Origin of the sequence: Micromonospora sp. NBC_00389 (assembly GCF_036059255.1) — a bacterium.
Lineage (GTDB): Bacteria > Actinomycetota > Actinomycetes > Mycobacteriales > Micromonosporaceae > Micromonospora.
Genome location: NZ_CP107947.1, coordinates 4,796,754 through 4,821,907, shown reverse-complemented (window position 1 = coordinate 4,821,907; position 25,154 = coordinate 4,796,754). Strand labels below are relative to the sequence as shown.

Genomic DNA, 25,154 nt, shown 5'->3' with positions numbered 1-25,154 from the left:
ACACGCTCGCGTCAACCCATGGGGCCGCGACTGGCGGTGCTGACGACCGCCATCATGATCAGGGTGCGCTGCCGCCGTCGACTCATCAGTGCGAAGCAGGCGGTGAGCGCCACCAGCTCCACCTCGGCCCACTCACCGGTTACGTCGACGCGGATCGGCCCGCCGGGCCGGCCGGGGAGGCGCACCGCGAGCCAGTGCCCGTCGCGGACCAGCTCGCCACCGCAGCGGCCGGGCACCCAGCGCGTCACCCCGCCGGGTCCCGGCACGTGCGACTGGTGCGGGTCGAGCCGTACCGCGGCGCCGCGCTCGGCCTGGGCGGTGACCCCGATGCGTCGGCGGTCGGTCGGCTCGACCGTCCAGAGGCCCGCGCCGGTGCGGATCTCGCCGCACCGCCACGTCCAGCCGGTCCGCAGCGAGGCGCGCGGCCCGGCATCGGAGTCGAGGACGAAGGCGCCGTCCTGCTTGCGTATGGTCAGCGCGGTCATCGGTTCAGCCCTTCCGGGCGCGGCCGGGGCAGGCCGAGGATGAGGACGACGCCGACGCTCAGGTGCAGCAGCGCGAGCGCCGTCTTCGCTCCCCCGCCGACGCCGCTCGGCGGCCCGACCAGCAGTGACAGCAGCAGGACCGCGACCGCGACCGAGGTCCACCAGGCGCGCGCCCGGTTGGTGAGGCGTTCCAGCATCGCGAGCAGCGCCCAGGCAGCCAGTGCGGCGACCGCGGCGGCCACCACGACCGCGGCCACCGTGATCTGCCGGGTCGCGTTTCCGGTGCCGGCCGCCAGGTCGACGCCGGCCGCCGAGTGCAGGATCGCGAACTCCGCCGTCGCCACCAGGGTCGCGCCGGCCGCCACTGCGGCTCGGCGCAGGAGAAGGTTGTTCGTCATGCCCTGAGTCTGTGGACCGGCCCGGGTCGGGCACGTCGGTCCGGACGCCGCGGCGCGTACATCCGTCAGCGGCGCCGCGTACTACCAAAGGAGGTGGTCCGGCGCTCCGCGAGCCCAGTAGCCTGCGCTGGTGGATGCGGCGACGTGTGACGTGGGTCCGCCGCGGACGTGGCGTTCGGTCCCGGTGGGCGTGGCGACCGTGACGATGGGCGTGCTCATCGCGACCGTGCTGTGGTCCGCCACCCGCTCCGAGTCGACCGCCCTGGTCCGCGCCGATGTCGCGCTGGCGGTGGCCGCCCTGGCCCTCGTCCCGGTGGTCGTCCGCCGCCCGGAGGTCGCTGGCGTGCTGGCGGGCCTGCTGGTGGCGCTGTCGCCGGTGGCCACTCCGGTGGCGAGCTTCGCGGTGCTGTTCACCGCCCGCAACCGGCCGTTCCGGCAGGCCGCGGTGGTGGCGGCGGTCGGCGTGGTAGGCGAGGCGGTGCAGGCGGTGTGGCGGCCGATGCCCAGCCTGCCGTACGGGTGGCGGCTGGTGCTGATGACGGCCGCGTACGCGGCCCTGCTGGGCTGGGGCACCTGGGCGCAGGCCCGGTACGCCCTGCTGGCGGCACTGCGGGACCGGGCCTGGCGGGCGGAGCAGGAGCAGGAACGGCGGGTCGTCGAGGCCCGGGCGGCCGAGCGCACCCGGATTGCGCGGGAGATGCACGACGTGCTGGCCCATCGGCTGTCGCTGCTGGCAGCGGCCGCCGGCGCGATGGAGTACCGGCCGGACGCGCCACCCGAGCGGCTCAGCGCCGCCGCCGGGGTGATCCGCGCCAGCGCACACCACGCCCTCGACGAACTGCGCGAGGTCATCACGCTGCTGCGCACCGACGACGCCGAGGCGCCAGCGGACGCACCGCCCGGGCAGACCCTCGCAGACCTGCCGCGCCTGGTCGATGAGGCTCGGGCCGCCGGGCAGCACATCGAGGTCGACGACCCGCTCGGCCCGCCGGCCGAGGTCCCCCCGACGGTCGGCCGCACCGCCTACCGGATCGCGCAGGAGGCGCTGACCAACGCCCGCAAGCACGCCGCCGGGCAGCCGGTCCGACTCGCCGTCGTCGGGGCGCCCGGCTCCGGCCTGAGCATCGCGGTGAGCAACCCGACCACACCCGACGGCGGTGCCGCCGGGCACGACGGCGCGGGCCTGATCGGTCTCGCCGAGCGGGCCGCCCTCACCGGCGGCCGCGTCGCCCACCACATCGACGCCTCGGGTCGGTTCCACCTCACCGCGTGGCTGCCATGGCCGACGTGACGGGCCCGGTTCGGGTCGTCATCGTCGACGACGATCCCCTCGTGCGGGGAATGCTCACGATGATGCTCGACGGCGCCGACGGGATCGTCGTCGTGGGCGAGGCCGCCGACGGCGGTGCGGCGATCACCGCGGTGGACCGGCACATGCCCGACGTGGTGCTGATGGACATCCGGATGCCCGGCGTCAACGGCATCACCGCCACCGAGCGCCTGCGCCGCCGCCCCCGGCCACCGGAGATCATCGTGCTCACCACGTTCGACACCGACGAGCACGTGGTGCGGGCCCTGCGGGCCGGCGCCAGCGGGTTCCTGCTCAAGGACACCCCGCCGGAGCGGATCAGCCAGGCCGTCCGCGCCGTCGCCGCCGGCAACCCGATGCTGTCGCCGGGCGTCACGCGCCGCCTCATGCAGCGGGTCGCGTCCGGCGCCGAGTCCTACGAGCAGGCGCGTACCCGGCTGGCCCTGCTCACGCCCCGGGAACGCGACGTCGTCCTGGCCATCGCGCAGGGACGCTCCAACGCCGAGATCGCCACCGAGCTGCTGATGAGCGTGACCACCGTGAAGGCCCACGTCTCGCACATCCTGACCAAGCTGGACCTCGACAACCGCACCCAGATCGCCCTGCTCGCCCACGACGGCCGACTGGCTTGATCAGGAGGTCAGCCCATTGCGCCGACGCGGTCGGGCGCGATGGTGAGCAGGACCCGCGCCTGGTTCGCGGCCCGTAGCCGTCATGGTCAAGCTCCGGGTACGGCGGCGCCACCCGTCGACCCTTGCCGGGAGGCAGTAGCGACAGCCGGGGCGCCAGTACACGATCGGCCGGCCGTCCGTCCGTCGCGCTGACCCGCTGCGCTTCGGCGGCGTCCACCGAAATGCGCGCAGCGGGTCAGATCGATCAGACTCTGCCACGGCAGCCCCGCTGGCAACTACAAGGCAGCCGTGGTCTTTCCCAGGATGCTGGCGAGTGCGCCGTAGTCGACGTCTTGCCCTTCTTTGATGTCGACAGTTTTGCGTTCACCGTTGCCCATTGCCCGGAGGAACCCCTTGACCTCAGGGATGTCCGTTGCGTTGAAGACCATGAACGAGACCTTGGACTTGGCTACCGCGATGACGGCCGCGTAGTGGCCGTTCTTCATGTAGTGCGGCTTGCCGTACTGAAGCCGTTCCTCGACACCTGGAATGGTTTGGTCGATCATCGCACGTAGTTTTTCACATACGTCGATCTGCCACGGCTGCGTCTTGTTGATGTACTGGGTGACATCGTCGTCCACGGTCTTCTCCTTCATCACTGTTCGCTGGAAAGCACGGGCCTACAGAACGTGTCGTAGCCGAGGGTCGAGTGCCGCCTCGCTCTTACCCTTCACCGCCTGGGGCCCCGGGCTCCTGCTCCCACCCGACGAGCTTGTCCCCGGTGGGAGCGTAGGTCAGCACGAAAACGCCCGAGTTGAACGCCTGCGCGCCGACCAGCCGGAGGACCACCGGCTCGCCCGACTCCTCGAAGAGACGCACGCCACCGCCCATCACGACGGGGTAGGTGACCAGGCGCAGTTCGTCGACGAGTTCGTTACGCAGCAGCCACCTGACCAGTGCGACGCTGCCGTAGATCAGGATGTCGCCGCTCACCTCGGCCTTCAGCTTGGTGATCGTCTCGGCGACGTTCTCGCTGATGACGGTGGTGTTGTTCCACTCGCCCCGGTCCAGTGTCGTCGAGACGACGTACTTGGGCATGCTGTTCATCTTGTCGGCGAAGCCCGCCTCGTCGGTCATGTTCGGCCAGGACGCGGCGAACCCCTCATAGGTGACCCGGCCGAGCAGCAGCGCGTCGGCGGCCTGCAGTTGCGCCAGCCCGGTCCGCATGGAGTCCTCGCTGACGAACTGGAAGGTGAACCGCTGCGGGTCGTCGACGACCCCATCGGCGGTGGTGAAGATGGACAGAACGACGCGTCCCATGATGTCTCCCACGTAGTTTCGGTGACCTCAGGTAGAGCCTGCTGCACGGGGGGCGGGACGGGCATCGGCGGCGACCACGCATTCCACCACTCATTGGACTACGCACTACGGAGCCAGCGTCGGGCAGGATGGTGCGATGGACGTCACGCATCCCGCCGGAGCGTCGAAGCGAGAGATCGAGGTGCTCGTCATGCTCGGCGCGCGCCTGTCCAACGCCGACATCGCCGGCAGGCTGCACATCTCCGTGCGGACCGTGGAGAATCACGTCTCCTCGCTGCTGCGCAAGTACGGCGTCGCCGACCGGCGGGCGCTCGGCGAGCTCGCCGTACAGGTGCAGGCGGGGGCGCCGGTACCTGGGCGGCTGGCCGGCCTGCCATCGGCGCTCACCACTTTCATCGGCAGGAGCGCGGAGCGCGAGCACCTGATGGAGACGCTGCGCGGCGCCCGACTCGTGACCGTGGTGGGACCAGGCGGGATGGGGAAGACCCGACTGGCGGGCCAGATCGCCGGGGCGGCGGGGTCCTCCTTTCCCTCCGGTGGCGCGTTCGTCGACCTCGTCCCCGCCCGTGGCGGGTACATCGCACAGGCGGTGGCCACGGTGCTCGGCGTCAGCGAGCGCCCCCAGCAGTCGCTGGAGGACGCTGTGGTGGAGCGGCTCGGAGAGAGTCGATCGCTGCTGGTGCTGGACAACTGCGAGCATGTGATCGACGTGGTGGCACCGTTCGTGGAGCGGGTGCTGGCCGCCTGCCCGGCTACCCACATCCTCGCCACCAGCAGGGAACGCCTCGGTGTACGGGGTGAGCGTGCCGTACCGCTGGGCCCGCTGCCGCTGGAGTCCGACGCCGAGCGACTCTTCATCGACCGCGCTACCGCCGCCGACCCCGGGTTCGGGGCGGACCCCGTGGTGGTGGCCAAGCTGTGCGCGCGGCTGGACGGTATGCCGCTGGCGATCGAGTTGGCCGCGGCGCGCAGTGCCGGCCTGGGCGAGAACGGGTTGTTGGCCGCGCTCGATGACCAGCTACGGCTGGTGGCCGGCGGTAGGGGTGTGGACGAACGGCACCGCTCGCTGCGCGCAGTCATCGGCTGGAGCCACGACCTGCTCGATGACGAGGAACAGGCACTGTTCCGGCGGCTCGCCGTCTTCGCCGGGGCGTTCGACCTCGCCGCCGTCGCCGGGGTGAGCTCTGCCGGGAGCACCCACGGTGCGATTGCCGACGTGCTTGGCAGGCTGGCGGACAAGAGCCTGGTCAGCGTGCACCGCCGAGGCGGAGCGGTCCGGTGGCGACTGCTACAGACCGTGCGCGCGTTCGCCATCGAACAGCTGGACGTCTCGGGCGAGCGGCCGGAGATCCAGGACCGGCACCTGCGCTGGGCGGCGGACGTCGCCACCGAGCTGGAGACGAGGCTGGATGGCGACGACTGGTACGAAGAGTTCGACGGTGTCGCCGACGATCTGAGAGCCGCCCTCGCCGTCGCCCCCGAAGGCCCGGGTGAGCTGCCGCACCGGCTGGCGCAGGCACTGGCACACCTCGCCTACACGCGGCGGTTCCTGATGGAATCGCTCGGCCACTACCGGACCGCCGCCGAACGGGCCCCCGCTCCGGGCGAGGCCGCGGCGGACCTGTACGCGGCCTCCGCCGTTTCCCATGCGATCGGCGACGACGGTCAGCGGCCCTTCGACCTGCTGCTCGCCGCCGCGCAGCAGGCCCGGGTGGCCGGGGATCGTGGGGCCACGGCCATCGCGCTGGCGCAGGCGGTCACCACCGCGCGGCGGCACCCGGCAGGGTTCGCCGCCGAGGTTCCGTACGAGCGCCTGCGTGATCTCCTCGACGAGGCGGCGTCGGCAGCCGACGGGTCGAGCGACGCCGTGGTGGCGGCCCGCCTCGCCGAGGCGGCGGCCTGGGCCGCGACCGCAGACAGGTATGAGGCCGACCCGGTGCTCGCCGAGGCCGCCGTGGCAGCCGCCCGGGCCACCGGCGATCCGGTGCTGATCAGCGCAGCTCTGGACACGGTGGCCACCGCCGACATCGTGGCGGGGCGGGGCGCAGACGTTCGCCGGATCATGGACGAACGGTTGACCCTGCTGCCCGCGATGTCCCGGCACGACCCGAACGCCGCCCCGGAGATCGTCGACACGTACCGGATGGCCCACCTGGCTGCCCTCGGCGTCGGTGACCTGCCGGCTGCCCTGTCGATCGGCCAGCGGACCATGGACGACGACCTCGCTGGCAGCTCCTATTACTCGGCCGCCCTTCTGATCACGCCGCTGGTGCTCAGCGGACGCTTCGATGAGGCGCTGCGGATGGCGGGCACCGCGTGGGAGGGTTGGCGGCGGGCCGGCCGTCCGCACACCGGCACGATGTCGCCGCCGATGGCCGCGGTCGCCCTCGTCCACGGGCTGCGCGGCGACGACGAGGGGTACACGCTGTGGCGTTCCCGCGCGATCGAGGTCATCGGGGAGCTACCCCCGCACTCCACCTTCGTGTCGATGGTCGACGCGCGGCTCGCCGTACACGCCGGGCGGGTCGAGGACGCCGCCGCGCTTGTCCGCCTGACGTTCAACGGCATCCGCAGCTGGTCTCCGCCCTACTCGCGGGCGGTGGGCGCCGAGCTGGCCGTCATCGCCGGGCTTCCCGACGCGCCGGAGCTGCTGTCGGCCGCCGAGCGGCACGAGAGCGCGTGGGCCGCCGCCTGCACCGCCCGGGCCCGAGGCCGCCTCCACGGCGACACCGCAGCCCTCACCGCCGCCGTGGCGGGGTGGGAGCACATCGGCGCCCGGTTCGAACGGGCATCCACGCTCCTGCTGCTGCCGGACCGTGCCGCCGAAGGCCGCCGGGACCTCGACGCTCTCGGCGTCGAGGTCCCGGCTCAACGAGTTTGATAAGCGCCGGGCCCGTCCCGCTGCGACCGTCAGCGTTCTCCTACCACGTCGGACAGTGAATAGCCGGGTGCGCTGAACGTGCCACTGCGCTCAGAGCCCGCCGCGAAATTGGTTGGTCCGTTTCGGGACGGATGCGCTGTCTGGGGCGGTGTCGGTGACAGATCCACAGTGCACGGTGTGGTTCCAGTCGCCGTGGAAGGGGTCCCTGAGGGGACGCCCGTCTCCCTCAATTCAGCACCTGACCCACCACAGTCAGCTCACTCAGGCGGCGGCGCGGTCGGTGAGTGGGCGGCGACGCCGTGCGGTGTCGGTCAGTGAACGCGGGGGCAGAGGAGCGTTGGGGTTGTACAGGTTGGTTCCGGGCGGCACGATCTCGTCGATTCGGTCGAGGGTCGCATCGTCCAGAGTGAGTGCGGCGCCCTTGAGGAGATCCTCCAGCTGGGGCATGGTCCGCGGTCCGATGATCGCCGAGGTGATGGCCGGATGGGCCACGGTGAACGCAATGGCGAGCTGCGGGAGGGTGCAGCCGATGGTTTCCGCGAGTTCGACGAGCTGCTCGACGACGTCGAGCTTCGCGGCGTTTTCTGCGATCGTGGGATCGAATCGTTCCGGCCGGATTGTGGGACGGCCGGTTGACAGGTCGATGGGCTGGTTCTTGCGGTACTTGCCGGTGAGGAACCCGAAGGCCAGTGGGCTCCAGACCAGCACACCCATTCCGTAGCGCTGGCAGACGGGCAGGACCGAGGCCTCGATCCCGCGGGCCAGGATCGAATACGGCGGCTGCTCGGTGCGGAAGCGTCCGAGGCCACGACGCTCGGAGACGTGATGCGCCTCGACGATCTCCTCAGCCGGGAACGTCGAGCAGCCGAAAGCGCGGATCTTCCCCTGGTGTACGAGGTCGCTGAGCACCGAGAGCGTCTCCTCGATGTCGGTCGAGTCGTCGGGGCGGTGGACCTGGTAGAGGTCGATCCAGTCGGTGTTCAGGCGCCTGAGGCTGTCCTCAACCGCCTTGAGGATCCAACGGCGCGAGTTGCCACTTCGGTTGCGGCCCTCGCCCATCTGGAAGTGCACCTTGGTGGCGAGTACGACGTCATCACGGCGCCCCCGCAGCGCCTTCCCCACGATCTCCTCGGACTCTCCCTGTCCATACATGTCAGCGGTATCGACGAAGTTGATCCCCTCGTCCAGAGCCGTGTGAATAATACGGACACAATCGTCGTGGTCGGAGTTGCAGCCATCCTGGAACATCATGGTCCCGAGGCAGTAGGCACTGACTTCGATACCGGTTCCGCCGAGGGTGCGATAGCGCATGGTGATGCTTCCCTTACTGGTTCAGCCGTGATTACACAGAGCGACAAAAGCGTCGATCGCACGGGGAACCCTAGGATCTAGAGTCGGCTCTAGGTCAAGCCGCTACCCTGACCGGCATGGCTGAGGTCACCACGAGTCTGAGCATCGGGCAGGTCGCCGAACGCACCGGATTGAGTGTGCACGCGCTGCGCTTCTACGAGCACGAGGGCCTCTTCATCAACCCTGTGCGGCGCGGACCTGGCGGGCGCCGCGTCTACAGCCAGGATGACGTGGACTGGCTCACCGTCTGCATCATCTTGCGCGCCTCCGGCATGCCCCTGCCCGCGCTACGCCGATACGCCGACCTCGTGCGGCAAGGAGCCGGAAACGAGGAGGAACGACTCACGCTCATGCGTGAGCACCAAGCCCACGTCACCACCCAGATCGGCAAACTCGCCGAATGCCTGGACCTGATCAGGTTCAAGGTCGGAGTGTATGAGGACCTCCTCGACCCAGGCATCGCCGCCGACCACCAATGCCACGCTCCAACCCCTTCGGCACCGGCGCACCCGACCGAGATCCGCATCGGCTACGCGCGGGTGTCGGGCTCGTGAACACGGCGCCGTGCGGGCTGACGCCACCAGCGCCGACGTCATCCTGCTGATCGCGCCCAACTACGTCACCAGCTACGTGCCTGATGCCTCGCCCGACCCGCGAGCGGACTAACTTCGCCCAATTGCAGCGACGAGTCACCGCTGGCGTGCGGCTCCCGGGTATATCGCTCGGTGCCACCCCGCGCACTACGTCGTCTTCGACCTCCTCAGCGTCCACCGGGTCGACCTCTGCTAGACCGTCCTCTGCACGAGCGACGTGCGCTACTCACACAGTTGCTCGCCGAGGCGCCCGCCCAGCTCACCCTGTCCCCATAGAGCAGCGACTTCGACCGGGCCGCCGAATGCGTAGACATCGTCTACGCCGAGATGGTAGACAACGTCTACCTACTGGTCTTGGCGTGGGCTGAAGGGAAGCACTGGTGCGCGGTTCGAAGGTCGTCGGCGCAGGTCACTACCAGCCTGCGAAAGTGCTGTCCAACCATGACCTCGCCACGATGGTGGAGACGAGCGACGAGTGGATCCGCAGTCGGGTCGGCATCCGGGAACGGCGGATCGCCGGGCCCGCCGAGCCGCTCGACCTGATGGCGGCCGAGGCGGCGGCCGCGGCCCTGCGTGATGCCGGCGTGGCCGTCGAGGCGGTCGATTTGGTGGTGGTGGCGACCTGCACGGCGGTCGACCGCAGTCCCAACGTCGCCGCCCGGGTCGCGCGTCGGCTCGGCATGCCGTCACCTGCGACGATCGACGTCAACGTCGCCTGTTCCGGGTTCACCAACGCGTTGGCCACGGCTGACGGCGCCGTTCGGCTCGGCTCGGCGACGAACGCGGTGGTGATCGGCGTGGAGCGGCTGAGTGACTTCACCGACTGGACCGACCGGACGACGTGCGTGCTGGTCGGTGACGGAGCCGGCGCGGTGGTGCTGAGCGCCGCCGAGCAGCCCGAGATCAGCCCGGTGGTGTGGGGCTCCTACCCAGACATGGGCGAGGCCGTGGTGATCGAGCGTGATCGCAAGTTCACCCAGGCTGGACAGACCGTCTACCGGTGGGCCACCACTACGCTGCCCGACATCGCCCGCCGGATCTGCGCCGCCGCCGGCATAACGCCGGACGATCTCGGCGGCATCGTCCTGCACCAGGCCAATCTGCGCATCATCGAGCCGGTCGCACAGCGGATCGGGGCGACGAAGGCCGTCGTTGCCCGTGACGTCACCGAATCGGGCAACACCTCGGCGGCGAGCATCCCGATCGCGCTGTCGAAACTGCTCCAACGCGGCGAGTTGCAGCCCGGTGCACCGGTGCTGCTTCTGGGCTTTGGCGGAGGATTGTCGTACGCCGGGCAGATCATCCGCTGCCCATGACCATGACTATGAACCGCGGGGGAACGGGGAGCGGATGAGCACGTACGAGAGCATCGCCGCGTTCCTCAAGCACGAGGGCGAGCTGCTCGGCACTACCGAGTGGCAGGTCATCGACCAGAGCAGGATCAATGCGTTCGCGGACGTCACCGGCGACCATCAGTGGATTCACGTCGACGAGCGGCGCGCCCTTGTGGAGAGCCCCTTCGGGAAGACCGTCGCGCACGGCGCGCTCACGCTCTCGCTATGCTCCGCCTTCCTGTCCGAGCTGATCCACGTCGACGGCGTTCGTCTGGTGGTCAACGGTGGTCTGAACAAGGTCCGTTTCCGCACGCCAGTGCTGGTCGGTTCGCACGTCCGCGGTGTGGCCACGCTTACGCAGGCCCGACCCCTGTCCAACGGCGCCCGCGTGGTTGTACAAGTGAAGGTGGAGATCGAGGGCGAGACCAAGCCTGCGTGCATCGCGGACCAGGTGTTGGTGTTCTATGAGTGAGGGCTGCCGGAACTTCCGCCAGCGATCCGGCCTCGTATCAGATCCTGCAGAAGAATCCGGCCGGAGGTAGCCGGCGGGCAGTATCCGCATGTCGGCAGTTCAGGGTGTCGGCTCGCCAAGTGAGCCGCTACCGAGCGTGACCGCCCGCCGCTGGCTACCACGCGCAGTCGGCGGATGTCAGAAGCGGATGGCAGAATCCACGCCTCGGTCCTTCCGGCGATTGGGTGAGCGGGGCCGGTAGGCTGCGCCGGCCGCCATCGCCTCCGTGCATCGATGGGAAGTATCGAGTCATGGCCACGGTCTGTGTCGAAGTCACCATCGACATCCCGGCGCAGCGGGTGTGGGAGGCAGTCGCGGATGTTGGTGCGGTACAACCGCGGTGGCCTCGGGCATCCGTGAGCTAGCCATGACGCTCCCTCCTGAGGGGGCGTGGGTGTTGAAAGGCAGCGCGAGCAGGTTTGCCGGTGCTGCCCGTACCACCCGCCTTCAACATGCGGCGGGTGGTACGCACCTATCACATCCGTCGATTCCGCTTGTCGGTTAGGGACGTCAATCGCTTCCGACAATTCCTGTCTACGCCGGCTCCGGCGGCATGGTGGCCCTGACGTACGCGGTCGGTGTGGCGGCGCTCGCTGTTGACACCGGGAGCCGCGTGCTGACAATGGGCTCCACCATCGGATCAGCCGCTTCGGCGGTTACCCCACTGGCGCGGGCTCTGGACCGAGCCCCGGCCACCGAGGTGCTGACCCTTTCCATGCGGTTGAGGCGAGGCGACCTTGCCCTTCGCGCGTCGGGCAGCCCGGTTTGCGTGAGCGGCAGGCTGGTCGGTCTCGGCCGTGGTTGAGGTGTCGGCATCTGCCGCGTGGTCGTCTTGGACGGGCTCAGGCTCCGGCATCGGTATCTCCCTGGATTCGTGGGGCGCCCTGCGGACCATCGACAGCCGACGGACGCGGACCACTCGACGCCGGCGCGGGCGCCTTGACGGTATCGCAACGCCAAGCCCGTCCGATCGACGGTCTCTAGCCCGCGTGAGGGTGGCGCCTGCGTGTGGCAGCCGATACGCGACCGAGAGTTGACCGGAAGGGCCATCCCAACCGCCGAACTGACCTTCAACTGCCGAGCGCACGGCCCGCCGCGCTTGACGGCTTCCCAGGTTGTCTTTGTAGAGCTGCGCGTAGCTCTCCATCGCCACCGAGAAAGCAGGCATGCCAGAGAACCCGCATGGCGACTCTCGGGTGGACGTCGAGGTCGGCCGGCAGCCTGGCACAGGTACGCCGCGCGCCGTCAGCGACTCGGCGGTGCAGCACAGGAGGGCTTATATGGCTCCGTGGAAATGTGTGTAGCCCATTCCTGTCGGGTCAGGTTGCGGTCGGCGGCGACGCAGATCTGGGCCTTGGCAGCATGGAGATTAAACGACCAGCTGATGATTCGGCCGTCCTCGGCGCCGGAAATGAGGCTTCCGGCCGGGGTGAATGCGAGCCCGCGGATTCTTGCGGTATGGCCGGTGAGGGTGACGACGTGCTGGCGGGTGCTGGTGTCCCAGACGATGATGGTGTGGTCGTCGCCGGCGGAGGCGAGACGGCGGCCGTCTCGGCTGATGGCGAGGACCTGGACGGGCGCGGTATGGCCACTCAGTACGGCTGTTTCCCGACCGGTCGCGGCGTCCCACAGTTTGATGGTGCGGCTGTCACCCGCGGTGGCCAGCCAGCTGCCGTCGGGGCTGACCACGATATCCTGCACCGTGCTCTGCTGGGCGTTGACCCGGTTGAGCAGCTTTCCAGTAGTGATATCCCACGTGTTGACATAGCCGCCCACGCTCGCCCCCAGGAGTCGACGCCCGTCCGGGGTGAAGGCCAACGACGTGACGATGCGGGCCGGGAACCTGGCGGTTATTTCGGACGGTTTGTTTATGTCCGTGACGTCCCACAAGGCAGGGCCGAGAGTGGCGGCTGCGAGGATACGGCCACCGGGATCGAAGTCAACGTCCGTCGAGGCACCGACTCCTTTGGTCGGGAAGGGCCGGGTCACATGCTTTCGGCCCTGGATGTCCCAGATCGTGACGATGTTATTTCGGGTGACCGCGGCGAGCAGGCGTCCGTCCGGGCTGAAAGCGACGGCCTGAACCTCGTCTGGATGCCCACCCAGTGTGACCAGGAACTTCCCATGTGCGTCCCACAGCCGAACTGTCCTGTCGCTGCCCGCTGAGGCGATGGTGCTTCCGTCCGGACTGACCTTGACGTCCTTCACCTGTGCCGTGAACCCGGTGAATGAGGCGTGGCCGAGGTCGTGGAGCACGATGGTTCCGTTGAACCCGGCTGAGGCGAGCATGGCTCCGTCCTGGCTCATCGCGACGGAGGCCGTCTCGCTGCGGCCCCGGTCCTGGTAGGTCTGCAGGGGCTCGCGGCGTCGCAGGTCCCAGATGGTGATCACGCCGTTTTCGTCGGCCACGGCGAGCTTGTCGTCCACAGGAGCGGAGATCGACCACGCATAGCGGCCCGACAGGGGCAACGGCGGGAGCGGAACCGGCCGGTCGTCGCCAAGGTTCCACAGGTACACCCCTCGATCGTGCGCCAAACCGGCGAGAACATATCCGGAATGCCCGAAGGCGACCGAGAAGATGTGCTCGGTGGGCAGGTGGGCAATCGGTCTGCGTTTTGCCACGTCCCACACGGTCGGGTTCTCTTTCCCGTTGGCGGACACGAGGAGCCTGCCATCGTGGCTGAAGGTCAGGGACGCGACCGGCACGTGGTGCCCGCGAAGCAGCGTGCGGGTCCCGGCCCGCAGGTCGTATAGGGCAATGTCGCCGGGTTTTGGGGTGTCCGCGCTGGCCCCGGAGCCGCCCGCGCCACTCGCGAAGCCGACGGCGACCTTTGTTCCGTCGGAGCTGAAGGCCGTGCCGGAGGCGAGGTTGTTCTCCTCCAGCCAGGTGATCTGCTGGCGTGTGTGAACGTCCCAGACGATGATGGAACCTTTGGTTCCATCAACCCCGACGGAAACGAGCAGCTTTCCATCGCTGGCGAAGGCCAGGTTCGCGACCCGGCCGGGGTGCCCCGGCAGTGTGGCGATGCGTTCACCGCGCGCGGGGTCCCACAGCCCGATCGTGCCGTCCGCAGTGGCGGAGGCGAGTAGGGAATGGTCAGGGTTGAACGCGACGGCGTAGATAGACGGTCCGGCGACGTTGAGTTCGGTGTGGCGAGGCGCGGCTGCCGCGCTCAGCACGCTCCCCCGACTCTCGTTGCTGGAGTGGAGGTGATCCGCTTCGACGGCCAGCAGGCCGGCCAGTTCCGGATCGGTGGCGAGCAGAGATCGCGCCTGTAGCGACAGCTCGCTGGAGTGCGCGACCACCTGCTGCCGGCGGGCGTCCTGGCGCTGCCGCACCGCCACCGTGCCGCCCAGTAGGGCGAGTACCAAGAGGACGGAAACGCCTGCGACGAGGCGCTTGAGGAGACGGGCGTGGCGCCGGGCCTTGTCCTGTTCGGCTTCGGCGAGAGCGCTGCTGGCGCGCAGGAAGTCGCGCTCGTGCTGGTTCAACTCGTCGCGACGGTCATCGGAGAACGCATTCGCGGCAACCAACTGGGCGCCCCGGTACAGGGCTCCGGGATCGCGGTGCAATGAAGTCCAGGTGTGGGCGGCGTCGGTGAGCCGCCGGTGGATGAGCAGGCTCGCACGGTCGTCGGTGAGCCATCGGTGTAGCCGTGGCCAGGCACTGATCAGCGCCTCATGGGCCACCGATACAGTGCCGTCGCCCAGGACCACCAGCCGGGCTGCGGCCAACTGGTCCAGGACCCTGATCGTGACGGCCTCATCGGCGATACCCTCGAGTTCCGTTCGCGCGAGGGGCCGGCGGGTGTCCTCGGTGCCATCGCCCAAGGCCGTGAGCCGGAGAAATATCCGGCGAGCGGCTCGCTGCTCCGCTGCCCCGAACTCGGCATAAACCCGCTCGGCGGTCTGGGCGACCGCCCCCCGTACGCCCCCGCTTGCGTGATAGGCCGACAGGGTGAGGGTCGCCCCGCTTCGTCGCTGCCACGTCTCCAGCAGCGCGTGCGACACCAGTGGCAACGCGCCCGGCTCGTCGGCGGCATCAGCGAGCACCGTGGTCAGCAGATCGGATTCCACTCCCATTCCGACTTGCGCGGCGGGCCGGGTAACAATCTCACGCAGATCAGCGGTGGTCACTGGGCCTACCATCAGGTGCCCTTCGTCGCCCAGTGCGTCGGTCAGCCCCGAATATTTCATGAGGTGAGCGAGGAAGTCGGCGCGCACGCCGAGCATCACAGTGGCACGGCGGTCCGAACCCTGAGTGGCGTCCAGCAGCGCTTCGATGAACTTGCGGCGTTCGTCCTTGTCGGCGCAGAGGGTGAAGATCTCCTCGAACTGGTCCACCACCAACAGTGCCCGGGTTTGCGAGTGACCGGCGGCCAAGGTGGTACGTAGGGCGATGTCCAGGCCGGCTGGGTCCTCCGTCAGCTCTTCGCGCACCTGCTCGACGTCCTGACCGGACAACTTCGCAACCTCGGCCGACAAGGCCTCGAGCGGGTGCTCGGTCGGCGTCATCAACATGGTCCGCCAACGCTGCGTTGCCCGGCGATCGGCTGCGATGGTGCCCAGCAGACCAGCCCGCAGCAACGAGGACTTCCCGCTACCGGATGCCCCGATGAGGCAGCTCAGTGGTAGCCGCTCGACCCGATTCAGTAGCCGGTCAACCAACTCTGAGCGGCCGAAGAACCACTCCGCCTGCTCAGGCTGGAACGACGTCAACCCCTGATAGGGGCAGCGCTCCTCATCGCGAACTGGCGTCGCCGATGCAGCCATTGCATTCGCGATGGCCGACCACCTTGCCCGCCACTCGTCGGCATCGCCACCGCACGCCTCGACGTACGCCAACGTCACCTCCAGCGAGGGCAGCCGGTCACCCTTCGCCGCATCCGCCAAGGTGCTCGCCGAGTAGTGCGCGCGCCGAGCCAGAACCCGATAGCTCGGGCTGCCGGCCCGCTCCCGCAACTGGCGCAGCTGCCACGCCAGCCGGTGGACCGGGCCCGCCTTCGGGTCCAGGGGCGTTTCCCGACGGCCCAACACCAACCTCCAAGTCCTGCCTCCAGGCAGACTCCCCCGCCGCGCACCCGTGGCGGGCTTCGTGCCGTCAGGCGTCCGCTGCCCATCGTTTGGATCGAGGGCAGTATCAGGGACTTCGCGTGCCGGGTGCGGGGCGGGGGTCGCCGTTCAAGGGGTCGGTAGCTGGTCGCTCCACGCGGCCTGCGGGCACGCCTCTGACCAGCGCAGACGCGAAGCTTTGTCCGACGTTGTTTGTCCGGTGCGTGCCACGCTACCGGTCAACGCATGGACGGTCCACCGTGGACGCGGCGAACAACCTCGGTGGCCGCCACCACGAGGCCCGCTGACCGATGGCGGCCCCGCATCGCGGTGTTCGGCCCAGACGTGAGGAGAAAGGAGCGAAACAGCCGTGCTGAAGTAACGAGGTGCGCGCGGGGTCGCGACATTGCGGTTTCAGCCGAACCTTCCGGTCTGCATATCGGGTGAACTCTCAGTGCTTTCGTCGCACGAGCGAGCCTGGCATGCACGATCAACGCTGCGACTTGCACCTTTAGGGGCGCGCCGAAGATTGATGTAAATCAAGGAGCTGCGTGACGGAAAAGCGGATGCCAGTTACACACGCGGCATCATGCTTCCGTTCACCTTTCGAGAACAGGGTCTACATGAATCAAACCGAAAGTACGGTCCGGCTGCGCAGCAGGGTCCTCGCATCGCGGGTGGTCCTCGCGCTGGCTGTGGTGCTGGGAGCCTCCCTGGTCACAGCGAGCCCCGCGTCGGCGCATACCGCTTACCCCGGCCTTCACATGCTCTGCAAGGAAGCCACCCCATGCATCAACAGCGGCAATCTGGTGCGCTTCTGGCAGCGGCACCTCTGGGCGGATGAAGGCTACAGCGACATTGACGGGGCGTTTGGATCTAACACTCACAACGCCACGGTCCGTTGGCAGCAGCTCTACAACGCCACACACCCGGTTGACATCGACGTCGACGGCTGGGTTGGTCCGGAGACCTGGGAAGCGGCAAGCCAGAACTCCGTTTGGGGCTACCACTTCGACAAGTCGGACGGCACTTACTTGTACTACACGTATTACGGACGCAAGGAGGGCCGAACCTTCCTCATCCGGGACAGGATCTCGGACGGAGTCACCTGGTTCAAGATGCCCGGCGACAGATTGTGGACCGACACGAGCCATGGCAGCTGAGAGTTCGGAGGAGAACAAGGGGATGAAGCTTCAATTCGCCGTACCGCGAAAGGCGAAGGGCACCGGCGCGGCCCATGCATCGATGCATGGCCCGAATGAAGTTGCGATGAAAAGGGGTTCCATGAAACGTCTGGCAGCACTGTGCACATTGCTCGCGGCCGTGATCGCGGGCACGCTCGTCTCCGCCAACCCTGCCTACGCTCGCAGCCAACCCGAGTGCGAGTCCTATACGTACGTCTCGAACCAGGCGGGCTACACGGTCGCCGCGCCGATCGGCAAGTACGGCGCCCTGCCGTGCTCGCTGCTCTGGGGCGACGGCGGGCCGGGCACGCTGGCCCTCCAGTGGGCCCTGAACGACTGCTACCTCGCACCCGCGGGCAAGGCGCGGCTTCAAGAGGACGCGTCGTTCGGCCAATTGACCTTCAACGCGCTGAAGTTCGCTCAGAGCAAGGCGGGCATCAGCGCGGACGGCCAGTTCGGGCCGCAGTCACGCGCGTCCCTGAAGTTCCCCTCCGAAGCCGGCGGCACTAACACCTGCGCCCGCCTGGGGCGTCCGATCGTGTAGTGGTTGATCGCTGACGATGTGTCGGTGGTGCGTCGCGGCGAGTTGACCGATAAGGCGTGGACGGTGATCGCGCCGCTGCTTCCCGAGCCGGGTGAGGCGTGGGGGCGGTGGCGGGATCACCGTCAGGTCATCAACGGGATCCTGTGGAAACTGCGAACGGGTGCGCCGTGGCGCGACCTGCCCGAACTGTATGGGCCGTGGAAGACCCGCCACGAACGCCTGCGCCGATGGACGGCGGACGGGACATGTGATCGGATTCTGGCTGCGGCGCAGTTGCATGACGACGGCACAGCGGTGCGGTTCACCCGGGCAGCACGCCGGCGACCCTACCGCCAGACAAGCGGATGGGCCGTCTTCGCTGGTCACCACCCGAGCCAACCCTTGTCACGCCTCATCGATCAGAGCCTGGCATTAGCGCGGTCAGCCCCGATCGGATGATCGAACACATGTACGATGCCGTGGTGGAGGACGTGGCGGGTCGCTGGTGGAACGGCATCTGGGGGCGCTTGGGTCGCCGGGATGTGTGGCTGACCCGTGAGGTTCGGTGGAAGGTCGTAGCCCGTGCCGGCGACAGCGAGAATGGCCGGGTGCTGCGTTGGGAGTTCGACACCGAGGCGGATGCCCTGGCGATGGTCAAGCGCCTCCTCGCCGCTGACGCGGGCGGCCAGTGGCGCAAGCAGGCCGGCGACAGCCCAGCGTCTCCGCCGCAGCAGGCATAGTCCGGCCGGCGGAGCGCCCCGAAGGACGCCCCGCCGGCCGAGGGGCTGTGTCAGGAGCTGCAGGTGTTGAGCATGCTCTGCAGCGCGGACTTCTCGGATGACTGCAGCTTCAGGCTCCAGTTGTACTTCACGGTGATCCACATCTTGCTGTAGGTGCACCGGTAGGAGGACAGGGACGGCTGCCAGGTGGAGGGGTCCTGGTCGCCCTTGGACTGGTTGACGTTGTCCGTCACCGCGATCAGTTGCGGGCGGGTGAGGTCGTTGGCGAAGCTCTGCCGGCGGCTGGTGGTCCAGGAGTTGGCGCCGGAGCGCCACGCCTCAGCGAGGGGCACGACGTGGTCGATGTCGACGTCGGAGGCGGCCGTCCAGGTCGCGCCGTCGTAGGGGCTGTACCAGCGGCCGGAGGTGGCCGCGCAGGAGCTGTCGACGACGACGGAGGTGCCGTCGCGCTTGAGGACCTGCTCGCGGGTGTTGCAGCTACCGCTGATCGTGATCCAGTGCGGGAACAGGTCACGGGAGTAGCCGCTGGTCGAGCCCTGCGCCGCTACGGTCAGGGAGTTGAGCTGCGACTGGGCCGTCGCCTTCGACGGGATCCCGGGAGGCGTGGCCGACGCGGGCTGCGCGCTGACGCCGACCAGACCGGCGCCTGCGAGCGCGGCGAGGACGACTGCGGCGGCGTGGCGCGTGATGCGTGGAAAACGGGCAGAGACTGGGGTTACCCGCATGAGGGCCTCCTCGGCACTGGGTGGACGGCAACCGTCTCCGACGATCATGTCCATCGAAGGGCATGTTTGTGAAGAGGCGAGGAAGCAGCTACGAAACTTCGAAGCGGTTCGCTGGCGTGCGGGCACGAGCTGGGCGCACCCGGCGGACCTCGTCCTGCTTCTCGTTCTGCTACCGCCATCGAGCGTTCGGCATCTTCCAGCGCCATCCCTGTGCGCCCCTCAACCATGTGAGAGGAGGTGAGTGAAATTCGAGTTCGATGTCGTGGGTCGGTCCTGCGGTGACTCGAGCCCGTCGGCGTGTCGGCACCACCGACGGACTGCGTCCGCCGCTCACGCCGAGGCTGGCGAAGGCCGTCGACACTGTCCGTGAGGCATCGGACCTGGCCTACGAGCCGAAGTGGGACGGCTGGCGGGCACTGGCCTTCCGCCGGCCCGACACCGTGTACCTGCAGTCCCGAGCCGGCCGGGACATCACCACCTACTTCCCCAACCCTCGGAAATTGCATCGGATGGGCTCGTTCCCTCGTGAGCTGCTAGCTCTGGAGCCTACCTGTGACCGATTACGCCCTCGGTCAGAGGGGCAGTGAGCTGGGCTTTTGGACTATCGATCCCGTCTGATGCATGATTCACCCGTCATGCGAGCTCGGGGAGGGCGAGTGGGGCGGGCTAACCTGGCAGGTTCGGCGGGTCTGGAGCTGGTCGCCGGTGTGGTGCAGCTGCGACCTCAGGAGGCGATGGTGGAGGCGATGCTGCGGGGCTGGCGGGCGCAGCAGACGGCGCGGGGGCTGCGAGAGGAGACGATCGCGCAGCGGGAGCATCTGGTCCGTGGTTTTCTGGCCTTCACGAATGAGTTTCCCTGGGCGTGGTCGGCCTCTCATGTGGACGAATGGTCGCTGTCGTTGACCAGCGAGAAGCATCTGCGGCCGTCGACGATCCGCAGCTACCAGGGCCAGTTGCGGTTGTTCACCGAGTTCCTGACCGATGGCCGGTATGGCTGGGTAGCGGCGTGTCAGGAGGCGTTCGGAACGCGTCCTGTCCCGGTTTGCCATGAGTGGAACACACTGTCGCACCTGGACGACTACGAGGGCGATCCCGAGGCACGTGCTTTCACTCGGGAGGAGCTGCAGCGGTTCCTGGACTATGCCGATGATCAGGTCGGCCGGGCGGTTCGGGCCGGGCGCAAGGGGGCGCTGGCGGCGTATCGCGATGCCACCTTGTTCAAGGTGATCTACGGGTGGGGGCTGCGGCGCACAGAGACCGCGAAGCTGGACCTGCTCGACTGGGGCCGCAACCCGGCGGCTCCGGAGTTCGACCGGTTCGGGATGCTGCATGTGCGCTACGGGAAGGCCAAACGGGGCCAGCAGCCGCGCCGGCGGAACGTCGCCTCGGTGATGGGATGGGCGGTGGAGGCGGTGGCCGACTACGTGCACAACGTCCGGCCGCGGTTCGGCTCAGAGGAGCACCCGGCCATGTGGGTCACTGAGCGGGGTGGCCGCATCAAGCCGGCCGAGATCAACGCCCGCTTCGGTGCCTATCGTGAGGCGTTGGGGATGTCGAAGGGACTGACGGTGCACTCGCTGCGCCACTCGTATGTGACGCACCTGACCGAGGACGGCGTGGACCGGCGATTCATTCAGCAGCAGGTTGGGCATGAGCGCGACAGCTCAACAGCGGTGTATACCCATGTCAGCGACGACTTCATGAGTACGGCGTTGCGTAGGGCGCTGTCGCCGGCCTTCACCGGCGGCGGCATCGGAGCCGAGGAGCGACGTTGAGCGGCGCCAAGCTGGATTACCGGTGGCATCTACGCCAGGTGATGGCCAGCCGCGGCATGTTCTCCACCACCGACCTGCTCGGGCCCTTGGCCGAGCGAGGTATCCGGCTGTCCTCCAGTCAGGTCTATCGGCTGGTCGTCGAGCGGCCGGAGCGCTTGAGCTTGAAGGTCTTGATGGCGTTGCTGGACATCCTCGACTGCCGGATGGACGACCTGGTCGAGCCCGTCGCAGCCCAGGCGGCCGCCCGGCCACGCAAGGCGGTCGCCTCCGGGCAGGCGGGGGTCGGGGATCTGCGGCCCAAACGGGCCCGCATCACGGGTGTCGAGAAGTGACCGCTGCGGACAGCAGAACCGAGCTTGACCTGCTGCTTCCCGTCGTGGAGGCCATCACCTGGGTTGATCCAACAGTTGACCCCGCGTTGGTGCGGGCCACGGTCGCCGCGGTGGTGGGCGGCCACGCCGCCAAGCGTCGTCGGCTGGCCCAGGCGATCTCGGAGCGGCCGCAGGTGCTCGTCGACGGCCAATCACCGGCTCCTTCGGTCGTGGGCCAGCTCCTCCTGGCGTTACGCCAGGAGGGCCTGGCGCAGGTGTCGGCGCCACGCTGCGCGGGCTGCGGCAAGGGCCTGGTGAGGAACATGTGGCGACGCGGCGGGCAGTGGTACTGCTCGGTGTGTGGCCCGCGACGGGAGGCCTGCGCTTCCTGTGAGCGAATCACGAAGGCGCACAGCCGGGATCGGGACGGGCGTGCGCTGTGTGCCCGCTGCACGCCGGCGGACCGCGCCGCGTGCCTGCAGGCGGTCGCTGCGGCCGTCGCCGCGGCGGACCCCGGCATTCCCGCTCACCTGGTCGAGGAAGCCGTGCGTGCGTCGGCGCCCAAGCCGCAGCAGCTGCGACGGCTCGCCTGGGCCGTAACAGAACGCCCAGACCTGCTCGCCGGACAAGGGCACGACGCTCCGACCCACACGGTGCTGCTGCTCATTGACCACCTCCGCGCACGGGGCGCTACCCGTATCCGCCCGCCCGGATGCCCCGGTTGCCGGCGCACTGTTGCGCTGGTCGAGTTCCGCGACGGAGCGCGGGTCTGCCGTACCTGCGCCGGCAAGTCCCGTGAAGTGGAATGCAGCCGCTGCGGCAAGGTCCGCGAACCGTCCGCCCGCGATCTGCAGGGGCGCCCGCTGTGTCGGTACTGCAACGCGACCGACCCGGCGAACCTGAAGCCGTGCGTGCGCTGCGGCCGACGCCGTCGTGTTTACGCCCGGACCGACGACGGGCCGGTCTGCGAGGCGTGCCGGACACCGCCACCGGTGCAGGCCTGCTCCATCTGCGGCCGGCTCGCGCACTGCGAAACCTCGAAAGCCACGGGCTTGCCGTGGTGCGTGCCCTGCCGAAGCAGGCGGATGAGGTGCGCCGGCTGCAGCCACGTACGGCTCGTGCGCAGCGGCACGATCGACCGGCCGTTGTGCGCTGCCTGCACCCGGGCCGAACCTGACCTCTGGCTGTGCTGTCCCCGCTGCGGCGTCTCCGGCCAGCTCACGGCCGCCATGTGCAAGCGCTGTGCGCTCAGCGACCGGCTTGACCGGCTCCTGGCCGACCACACCGGCGCGATCCCCGCCCCGCTGCAGGCACTACGTGGCTTCCTCGTGGCTGGCGACCGGCCCGAGAACGTGTCGGCCTGGCTGCATCGCCAGCCGCGTGCCCGCTCCCTGCTGTCCGACCTCGCCACCGGCCGCATCCCGCTCACTCACGACACCTTCGACGCGCTGGAGCCCGACAAAGCCGGGCGGTACCTGCGAGAACTACTCGTCGGCGCGGGAGTGCTGCCGCCCCGCGACGAGCTCCTGGCCCGGCTGGAACGGTGGCTGCACGCCACCATCGACGCCATCCCAGACCCGGCACAGCGGCACCTCGTGCAGCAATACACGGTATGGCACCTGCTCAGACGGCTCCGCCGTCGCGTCGCCGGCACCCGGGCCAACACCAATCAGTGCGGCGCGGTGCGGGACCAGACCCGCGCCGTCATCAGCTTCCTCGGCCTGCTCAGAGCCGATCACCTGACCTTGGCCACCTGCACCCACACCCACGTCGACCGGTGGCTCGCCGGCGGACAGATCCGCAACAGCAAGGCAGTCGGCGCCTTCCTGCGCTGGGCGAACGCCAACAAGCTGACAACGGTCTACCTACCCGTCCAGCAATGGGGCGGGCCAGGTGCACCCATCGACGGCGATCGCCGGTGGGAGATCGCCCGCCGGCTCCTTCATGACCACACCATCGACCTGGCCGACCGCGTCGCCGGGCTGCTCGTGATCCTCTACGCCCAGAACGCCGCCGACGTCAGCCGGCTCACCCTCGGCCACGTGCAGGTCACCGACGACAACGTGCGGATACGACTCGGCGACCGGCCCATCGAGATACCCGAACCGCTCGCCGCGTTGACCCGCGAACTCGTCACCGCCAGAACCTGCTCTCACACCCACGTGGGCAGCCAGACGTGGCTGTTCCCCGGCCGGCTCGCCGGGCGCCCCATCACCGACGGCGCGCTCCGTGACCGCCTGACGCGGATCGGCATCCAGGTCACGGAAGCACGGACCGCGGCACTGTTCCAGCTCGCCACCGAACTGCCCGCCGCGATCCTGGCACGCGTACTCGGCATCGACATCAAAGGCGCGGTCAGATGGCAACGAGCCTGCGCCGGAGACTGGACCACCTACGCAGCCGACGTCAGCCGCCGACATTGAACGCGCCGCCACCCGCGCCCTCACCATCGCCGAGTGCCGCGAATGGCCCGACCGGCTCGACTGGGACGAAGGCCCCGACGCCCTGCGCTACCCCGACCTCTACGTCCCCGCCGAGCCTGACCACCAGGACGACGACATCGAACCCCTCGACCTCCACGAGCGCGACACCGTCGGCTGAATACACACCCGAACGGCCCGGGAGCAGCAACCTCGCTCTCGGGCCGTTCCACGTCCCCGCCACTGGCTTCAAGATCAAAGATTTGCGGACTGGGACAGCTACCCAAGCGCCGGGCCTGTAACGAGTAGCCGCCGCACGGGGCGATCGGGTCTGCTGCACCGATAGGTGACATCTGAGATGGCTTGCCTTGGTGGCGGGCTGGAAGGATGTTGCTGTGCCCAAGCCCTACCCCCGTGAGTTCCGCGATGATGTCGTGCGGGTGGCCCGTGACCGGGAGCCTGGCGTGTCGGTCGAGCAGATCGCCAAGGACTTCGGGGTCCACCCGATGACGTTGTTCAAGTGGCTGCGCCAGGCCGACATCGACGCCGGGACCAAGCCTGGCGTCAGTGGCAGCGACTCGGCCGAGCTGCGTGAGGCCCGTAAGCGGATCAAGCTACTCGAGCAGGAGAACGAGGTCCTGCGCCGGGCCGCGGCGTACTTGTCGCAGGCGCATCTGCCGGGAAAAGGCTCTACCCGCTCGTGAGCGAGCTGGCCGCCGACGGGGTCCCCGTGGCGGTGACGTGCCGGGTATTAAGCATCGCTCGTCAGCCTTACTACCGATGGCTTGCCCGCCGTGTCACCGACGCCGAACTGGCGCAGGCGTATCGGGCGGACGCGTTGTTCGACGCCCATCGCGATGACCCGGAGTTCGGATATCGGTTCCTGGCCGATGAGGCCCGCGCTGCCGGCCAGCCGATGGTCGAGCGCACCGCATGGAAAATCTGCTCCGGCATGGGCTGGTGGAGCGCGTTCAGCAAGAAGAAGCGTCGGGGCAAGGGCGGCAAGGTCGGTCCGCCAGTGCACGACGATCTGGTGCGCCGCGACTTCACCGCGGACGGCCCAAATCGGTTGTGGCTGGCCGACATCACCGAACACCGCACCGGTGAGGGCAAGCTGTATCTGTGCGCGATCAAGGACGTGTGGTCCAACCGGATCGTCGGCTACTCCATCGACTCACGCATGAAATCGAGGCTGGCCGTCAACGCCCTGCACAACGCCGTAGCCCGCCGTGGTGACGTGGCCGGCTGCGTGCTGCACACCGACCGCGGGTCGCAATTTCGAAGCCGGAAATTCGTCCGTGCCCTCAACCAGCACCACGTGACCGGGTCGATGGGCAGAGTCGGCGCCGCCGGCGACAACGCCGCCATGGAATCGTTCTTCGGCCTGCTGCAGAACAACGTCCTTGACCGCCGAACCTGGACGACCCGGCAGCAGTTGAGGACCGCGATCGTGACCTGGGTCGAACGGACCTACCACCGCCGTCGACGCCAACGATCCCTGTCCCGGTTGACCCCTATCGAGTACGAGACCATCATGACCCGACCGGCCAGTCAGGCCGCGTGACTGAAACTGTCACCTATCGGTGCAGCAGACCCATCATGCCGCATCCGCTTCTGTCGAGTTGAGTGTGT

22 protein-coding genes and 1 pseudogene are annotated in these 25,154 nt (G+C 68.6%); 15 read left to right on the top strand and 8 right to left on the bottom strand.

Features of this window, described 5'->3' with window-relative positions:
• Nucleotides 1-11 precede the first annotated feature (11 nt).
• Together OG470_RS22930 and OG470_RS22925 are read right to left on the bottom strand one after the other, a co-directional pair.
• Nucleotides 12-485 (bottom strand): hypothetical protein, encoded by a 474-nt coding sequence (locus tag OG470_RS22930; protein WP_328415306.1) that lies wholly within the window; start codon nt 483-485, stop codon nt 12-14.
• Nucleotides 482-883: a DUF6069 family protein gene (locus OG470_RS22925; RefSeq protein ID WP_328415305.1), complete on the bottom strand. Its 402-nt coding sequence runs from the start codon at nt 881-883 to the stop codon at nt 482-484. Before OG470_RS22925 ends, OG470_RS22930 begins: the two co-directional genes overlap by 4 nt.
• A 130-nt stretch (nt 884-1,013) precedes the next feature.
• On the opposite strand from OG470_RS22925, the gene OG470_RS22920 reads away from it, so the two are divergent.
• On the top strand, nt 1,014-2,174 hold the full coding sequence (locus OG470_RS22920; RefSeq protein ID WP_328415303.1) for a sensor histidine kinase: 1,161 nt from the start codon (nt 1,014-1,016) through the stop codon (nt 2,172-2,174).
• Nucleotides 2,162-2,824, top strand: a complete 663-nt coding sequence (locus OG470_RS22915; RefSeq protein ID WP_328415302.1) for a response regulator transcription factor — start codon at nt 2,162-2,164, stop codon at nt 2,822-2,824. Before OG470_RS22920 ends, OG470_RS22915 begins: the two co-directional genes overlap by 13 nt.
• A 275-nt stretch (nt 2,825-3,099) precedes the next feature.
• On the opposite strand, the gene OG470_RS22910 is transcribed toward OG470_RS22915, so the two are convergent.
• A complete protein-coding gene (locus tag OG470_RS22910; RefSeq protein WP_328415300.1) occupies nt 3,100-3,444 on the bottom strand; it encodes a DUF1801 domain-containing protein in 345 nt (114 codons plus the stop codon).
• 82 nt (nt 3,445-3,526) lie between these two features.
• Nucleotides 3,527-4,123, bottom strand: a complete 597-nt coding sequence (locus OG470_RS22905; protein WP_328415298.1) for a dihydrofolate reductase family protein — start codon at nt 4,121-4,123, stop codon at nt 3,527-3,529.
• Between the two features lie 136 nt (nt 4,124-4,259).
• Between OG470_RS22905 and OG470_RS22900 the strand changes: the two genes are divergently transcribed.
• Nucleotides 4,260-7,004, top strand: coding sequence for an ATP-binding protein (locus OG470_RS22900; RefSeq protein WP_328415296.1), 2,745 nt, complete (start codon nt 4,260-4,262; stop codon nt 7,002-7,004).
• Between the two features lie 261 nt (nt 7,005-7,265).
• Here OG470_RS22900 and OG470_RS22895 read toward each other — a convergent pair whose 3' ends face one another.
• Nucleotides 7,266-8,315, bottom strand: a complete 1,050-nt coding sequence (locus OG470_RS22895; RefSeq protein WP_328415294.1) for an aldo/keto reductase — start codon at nt 8,313-8,315, stop codon at nt 7,266-7,268.
• A 116-nt stretch (nt 8,316-8,431) separates the two neighbouring features.
• On the opposite strand from OG470_RS22895, the gene OG470_RS22890 reads away from it, so the two are divergent.
• The 3 genes from OG470_RS22890 (at nt 8,432) to OG470_RS22880 (ending at nt 10,753) form a co-directional block, all read left to right on the top strand.
• Complete coding sequence (locus OG470_RS22890; protein ID WP_328415292.1) at nt 8,432-8,908, top strand: MerR family transcriptional regulator; 477 nt, start codon at nt 8,432-8,434, stop codon at nt 8,906-8,908.
• Between the two features lie 419 nt (nt 8,909-9,327).
• Nucleotides 9,328-10,263, top strand: coding sequence for a beta-ketoacyl-ACP synthase III (locus OG470_RS22885; protein WP_328415290.1), 936 nt, complete (start codon nt 9,328-9,330; stop codon nt 10,261-10,263).
• Nucleotides 10,264-10,297: 34 nt separating this feature from the next.
• On the top strand, nt 10,298-10,753 hold the full coding sequence (locus tag OG470_RS22880) for a MaoC family dehydratase (protein ID WP_328415289.1): 456 nt from the start codon (nt 10,298-10,300) through the stop codon (nt 10,751-10,753).
• 1,284 nt (nt 10,754-12,037) lie between these two features.
• Here OG470_RS22880 and OG470_RS22875 read toward each other — a convergent pair.
• Nucleotides 12,038-15,826 (bottom strand): nSTAND1 domain-containing NTPase, encoded by a 3,789-nt coding sequence (locus OG470_RS22875; RefSeq protein ID WP_328415287.1) that lies wholly within the window; start codon nt 15,824-15,826, stop codon nt 12,038-12,040.
• 569 nt (nt 15,827-16,395) lie between these two features.
• On the opposite strand from OG470_RS22875, the gene OG470_RS22870 reads away from it, so the two are divergent.
• The 4 genes and pseudogenes from OG470_RS22870 to OG470_RS22855 all read left to right on the top strand — a co-directional run bounded on the left by OG470_RS22870 (nt 16,396) and on the right by OG470_RS22855 (nt 18,291).
• Nucleotides 16,396-17,007, top strand: a complete 612-nt coding sequence (locus tag OG470_RS22870; RefSeq protein ID WP_328415285.1) for a peptidoglycan-binding domain-containing protein — start codon at nt 16,396-16,398, stop codon at nt 17,005-17,007.
• Between the two features lie 22 nt (nt 17,008-17,029).
• Entirely contained in the window at nt 17,030-17,572 is a 543-nt protein-coding gene (locus tag OG470_RS22865; protein WP_328415283.1) for a peptidoglycan-binding domain-containing protein, read from the top strand.
• Between the two features lie 27 nt (nt 17,573-17,599).
• A pseudogene (locus tag OG470_RS22860) lies at nt 17,600-17,873 on the top strand (transposase); the annotation flags it as partial.
• Between the two features lie 145 nt (nt 17,874-18,018).
• Nucleotides 18,019-18,291 (top strand): hypothetical protein, encoded by a 273-nt coding sequence (locus OG470_RS22855; RefSeq protein WP_328415281.1) that lies wholly within the window; start codon nt 18,019-18,021, stop codon nt 18,289-18,291.
• A gap of 50 nt (nt 18,292-18,341) precedes the next feature.
• On the opposite strand, the gene OG470_RS22850 is transcribed toward OG470_RS22855, so the two are convergent.
• Complete coding sequence (locus OG470_RS22850) at nt 18,342-19,016, bottom strand: GmrSD restriction endonuclease domain-containing protein (RefSeq protein WP_328415280.1); 675 nt, start codon at nt 19,014-19,016, stop codon at nt 18,342-18,344.
• A 257-nt stretch (nt 19,017-19,273) separates the two neighbouring features.
• Here OG470_RS22850 and OG470_RS22845 point away from each other — a divergent pair, with 257 nt between their 5' ends.
• From OG470_RS22845 to OG470_RS22830, 4 genes are all read left to right on the top strand, one after another.
• Nucleotides 19,274-19,603: an ATP-dependent DNA ligase gene (locus OG470_RS22845; RefSeq protein WP_328415279.1), complete on the top strand. Its 330-nt coding sequence runs from the start codon at nt 19,274-19,276 to the stop codon at nt 19,601-19,603.
• A gap of 147 nt (nt 19,604-19,750) precedes the next feature.
• Entirely contained in the window at nt 19,751-20,791 is a 1,041-nt protein-coding gene (locus OG470_RS22840; protein ID WP_328426550.1) for a tyrosine-type recombinase/integrase, read from the top strand.
• Nucleotides 20,788-21,123, top strand: a complete 336-nt coding sequence (locus tag OG470_RS22835) for a helix-turn-helix domain-containing protein (protein WP_328415277.1) — start codon at nt 20,788-20,790, stop codon at nt 21,121-21,123. Before OG470_RS22840 ends, OG470_RS22835 begins: the two co-directional genes overlap by 4 nt.
• Nucleotides 21,124-22,220: 1,097 nt before the next feature.
• On the top strand, nt 22,221-23,525 hold the full coding sequence (locus OG470_RS22830) for a hypothetical protein (RefSeq protein WP_328415276.1): 1,305 nt from the start codon (nt 22,221-22,223) through the stop codon (nt 23,523-23,525).
• On the opposite strand, the gene OG470_RS22825 is transcribed toward OG470_RS22830, so the two are convergent.
• Entirely contained in the window at nt 23,509-23,682 is a 174-nt protein-coding gene (locus tag OG470_RS22825) for a hypothetical protein (protein ID WP_328415274.1), read from the bottom strand. The genes OG470_RS22830 and OG470_RS22825 overlap by 17 nt on opposite strands.
• 235 nt (nt 23,683-23,917) lie before the next feature.
• Here OG470_RS22825 and OG470_RS22820 point away from each other — a divergent pair.
• A protein-coding gene (locus OG470_RS22820) for an IS3 family transposase (RefSeq protein ID WP_328415272.1) occupies nt 23,918-25,086 on the top strand; the annotation gives its coding sequence in 2 pieces (ribosomal slippage) (nt 23,918-24,202 and nt 24,205-25,086; 1,167 coding nt in all).
• Nucleotides 25,087-25,154 lie beyond the last annotated feature (68 nt).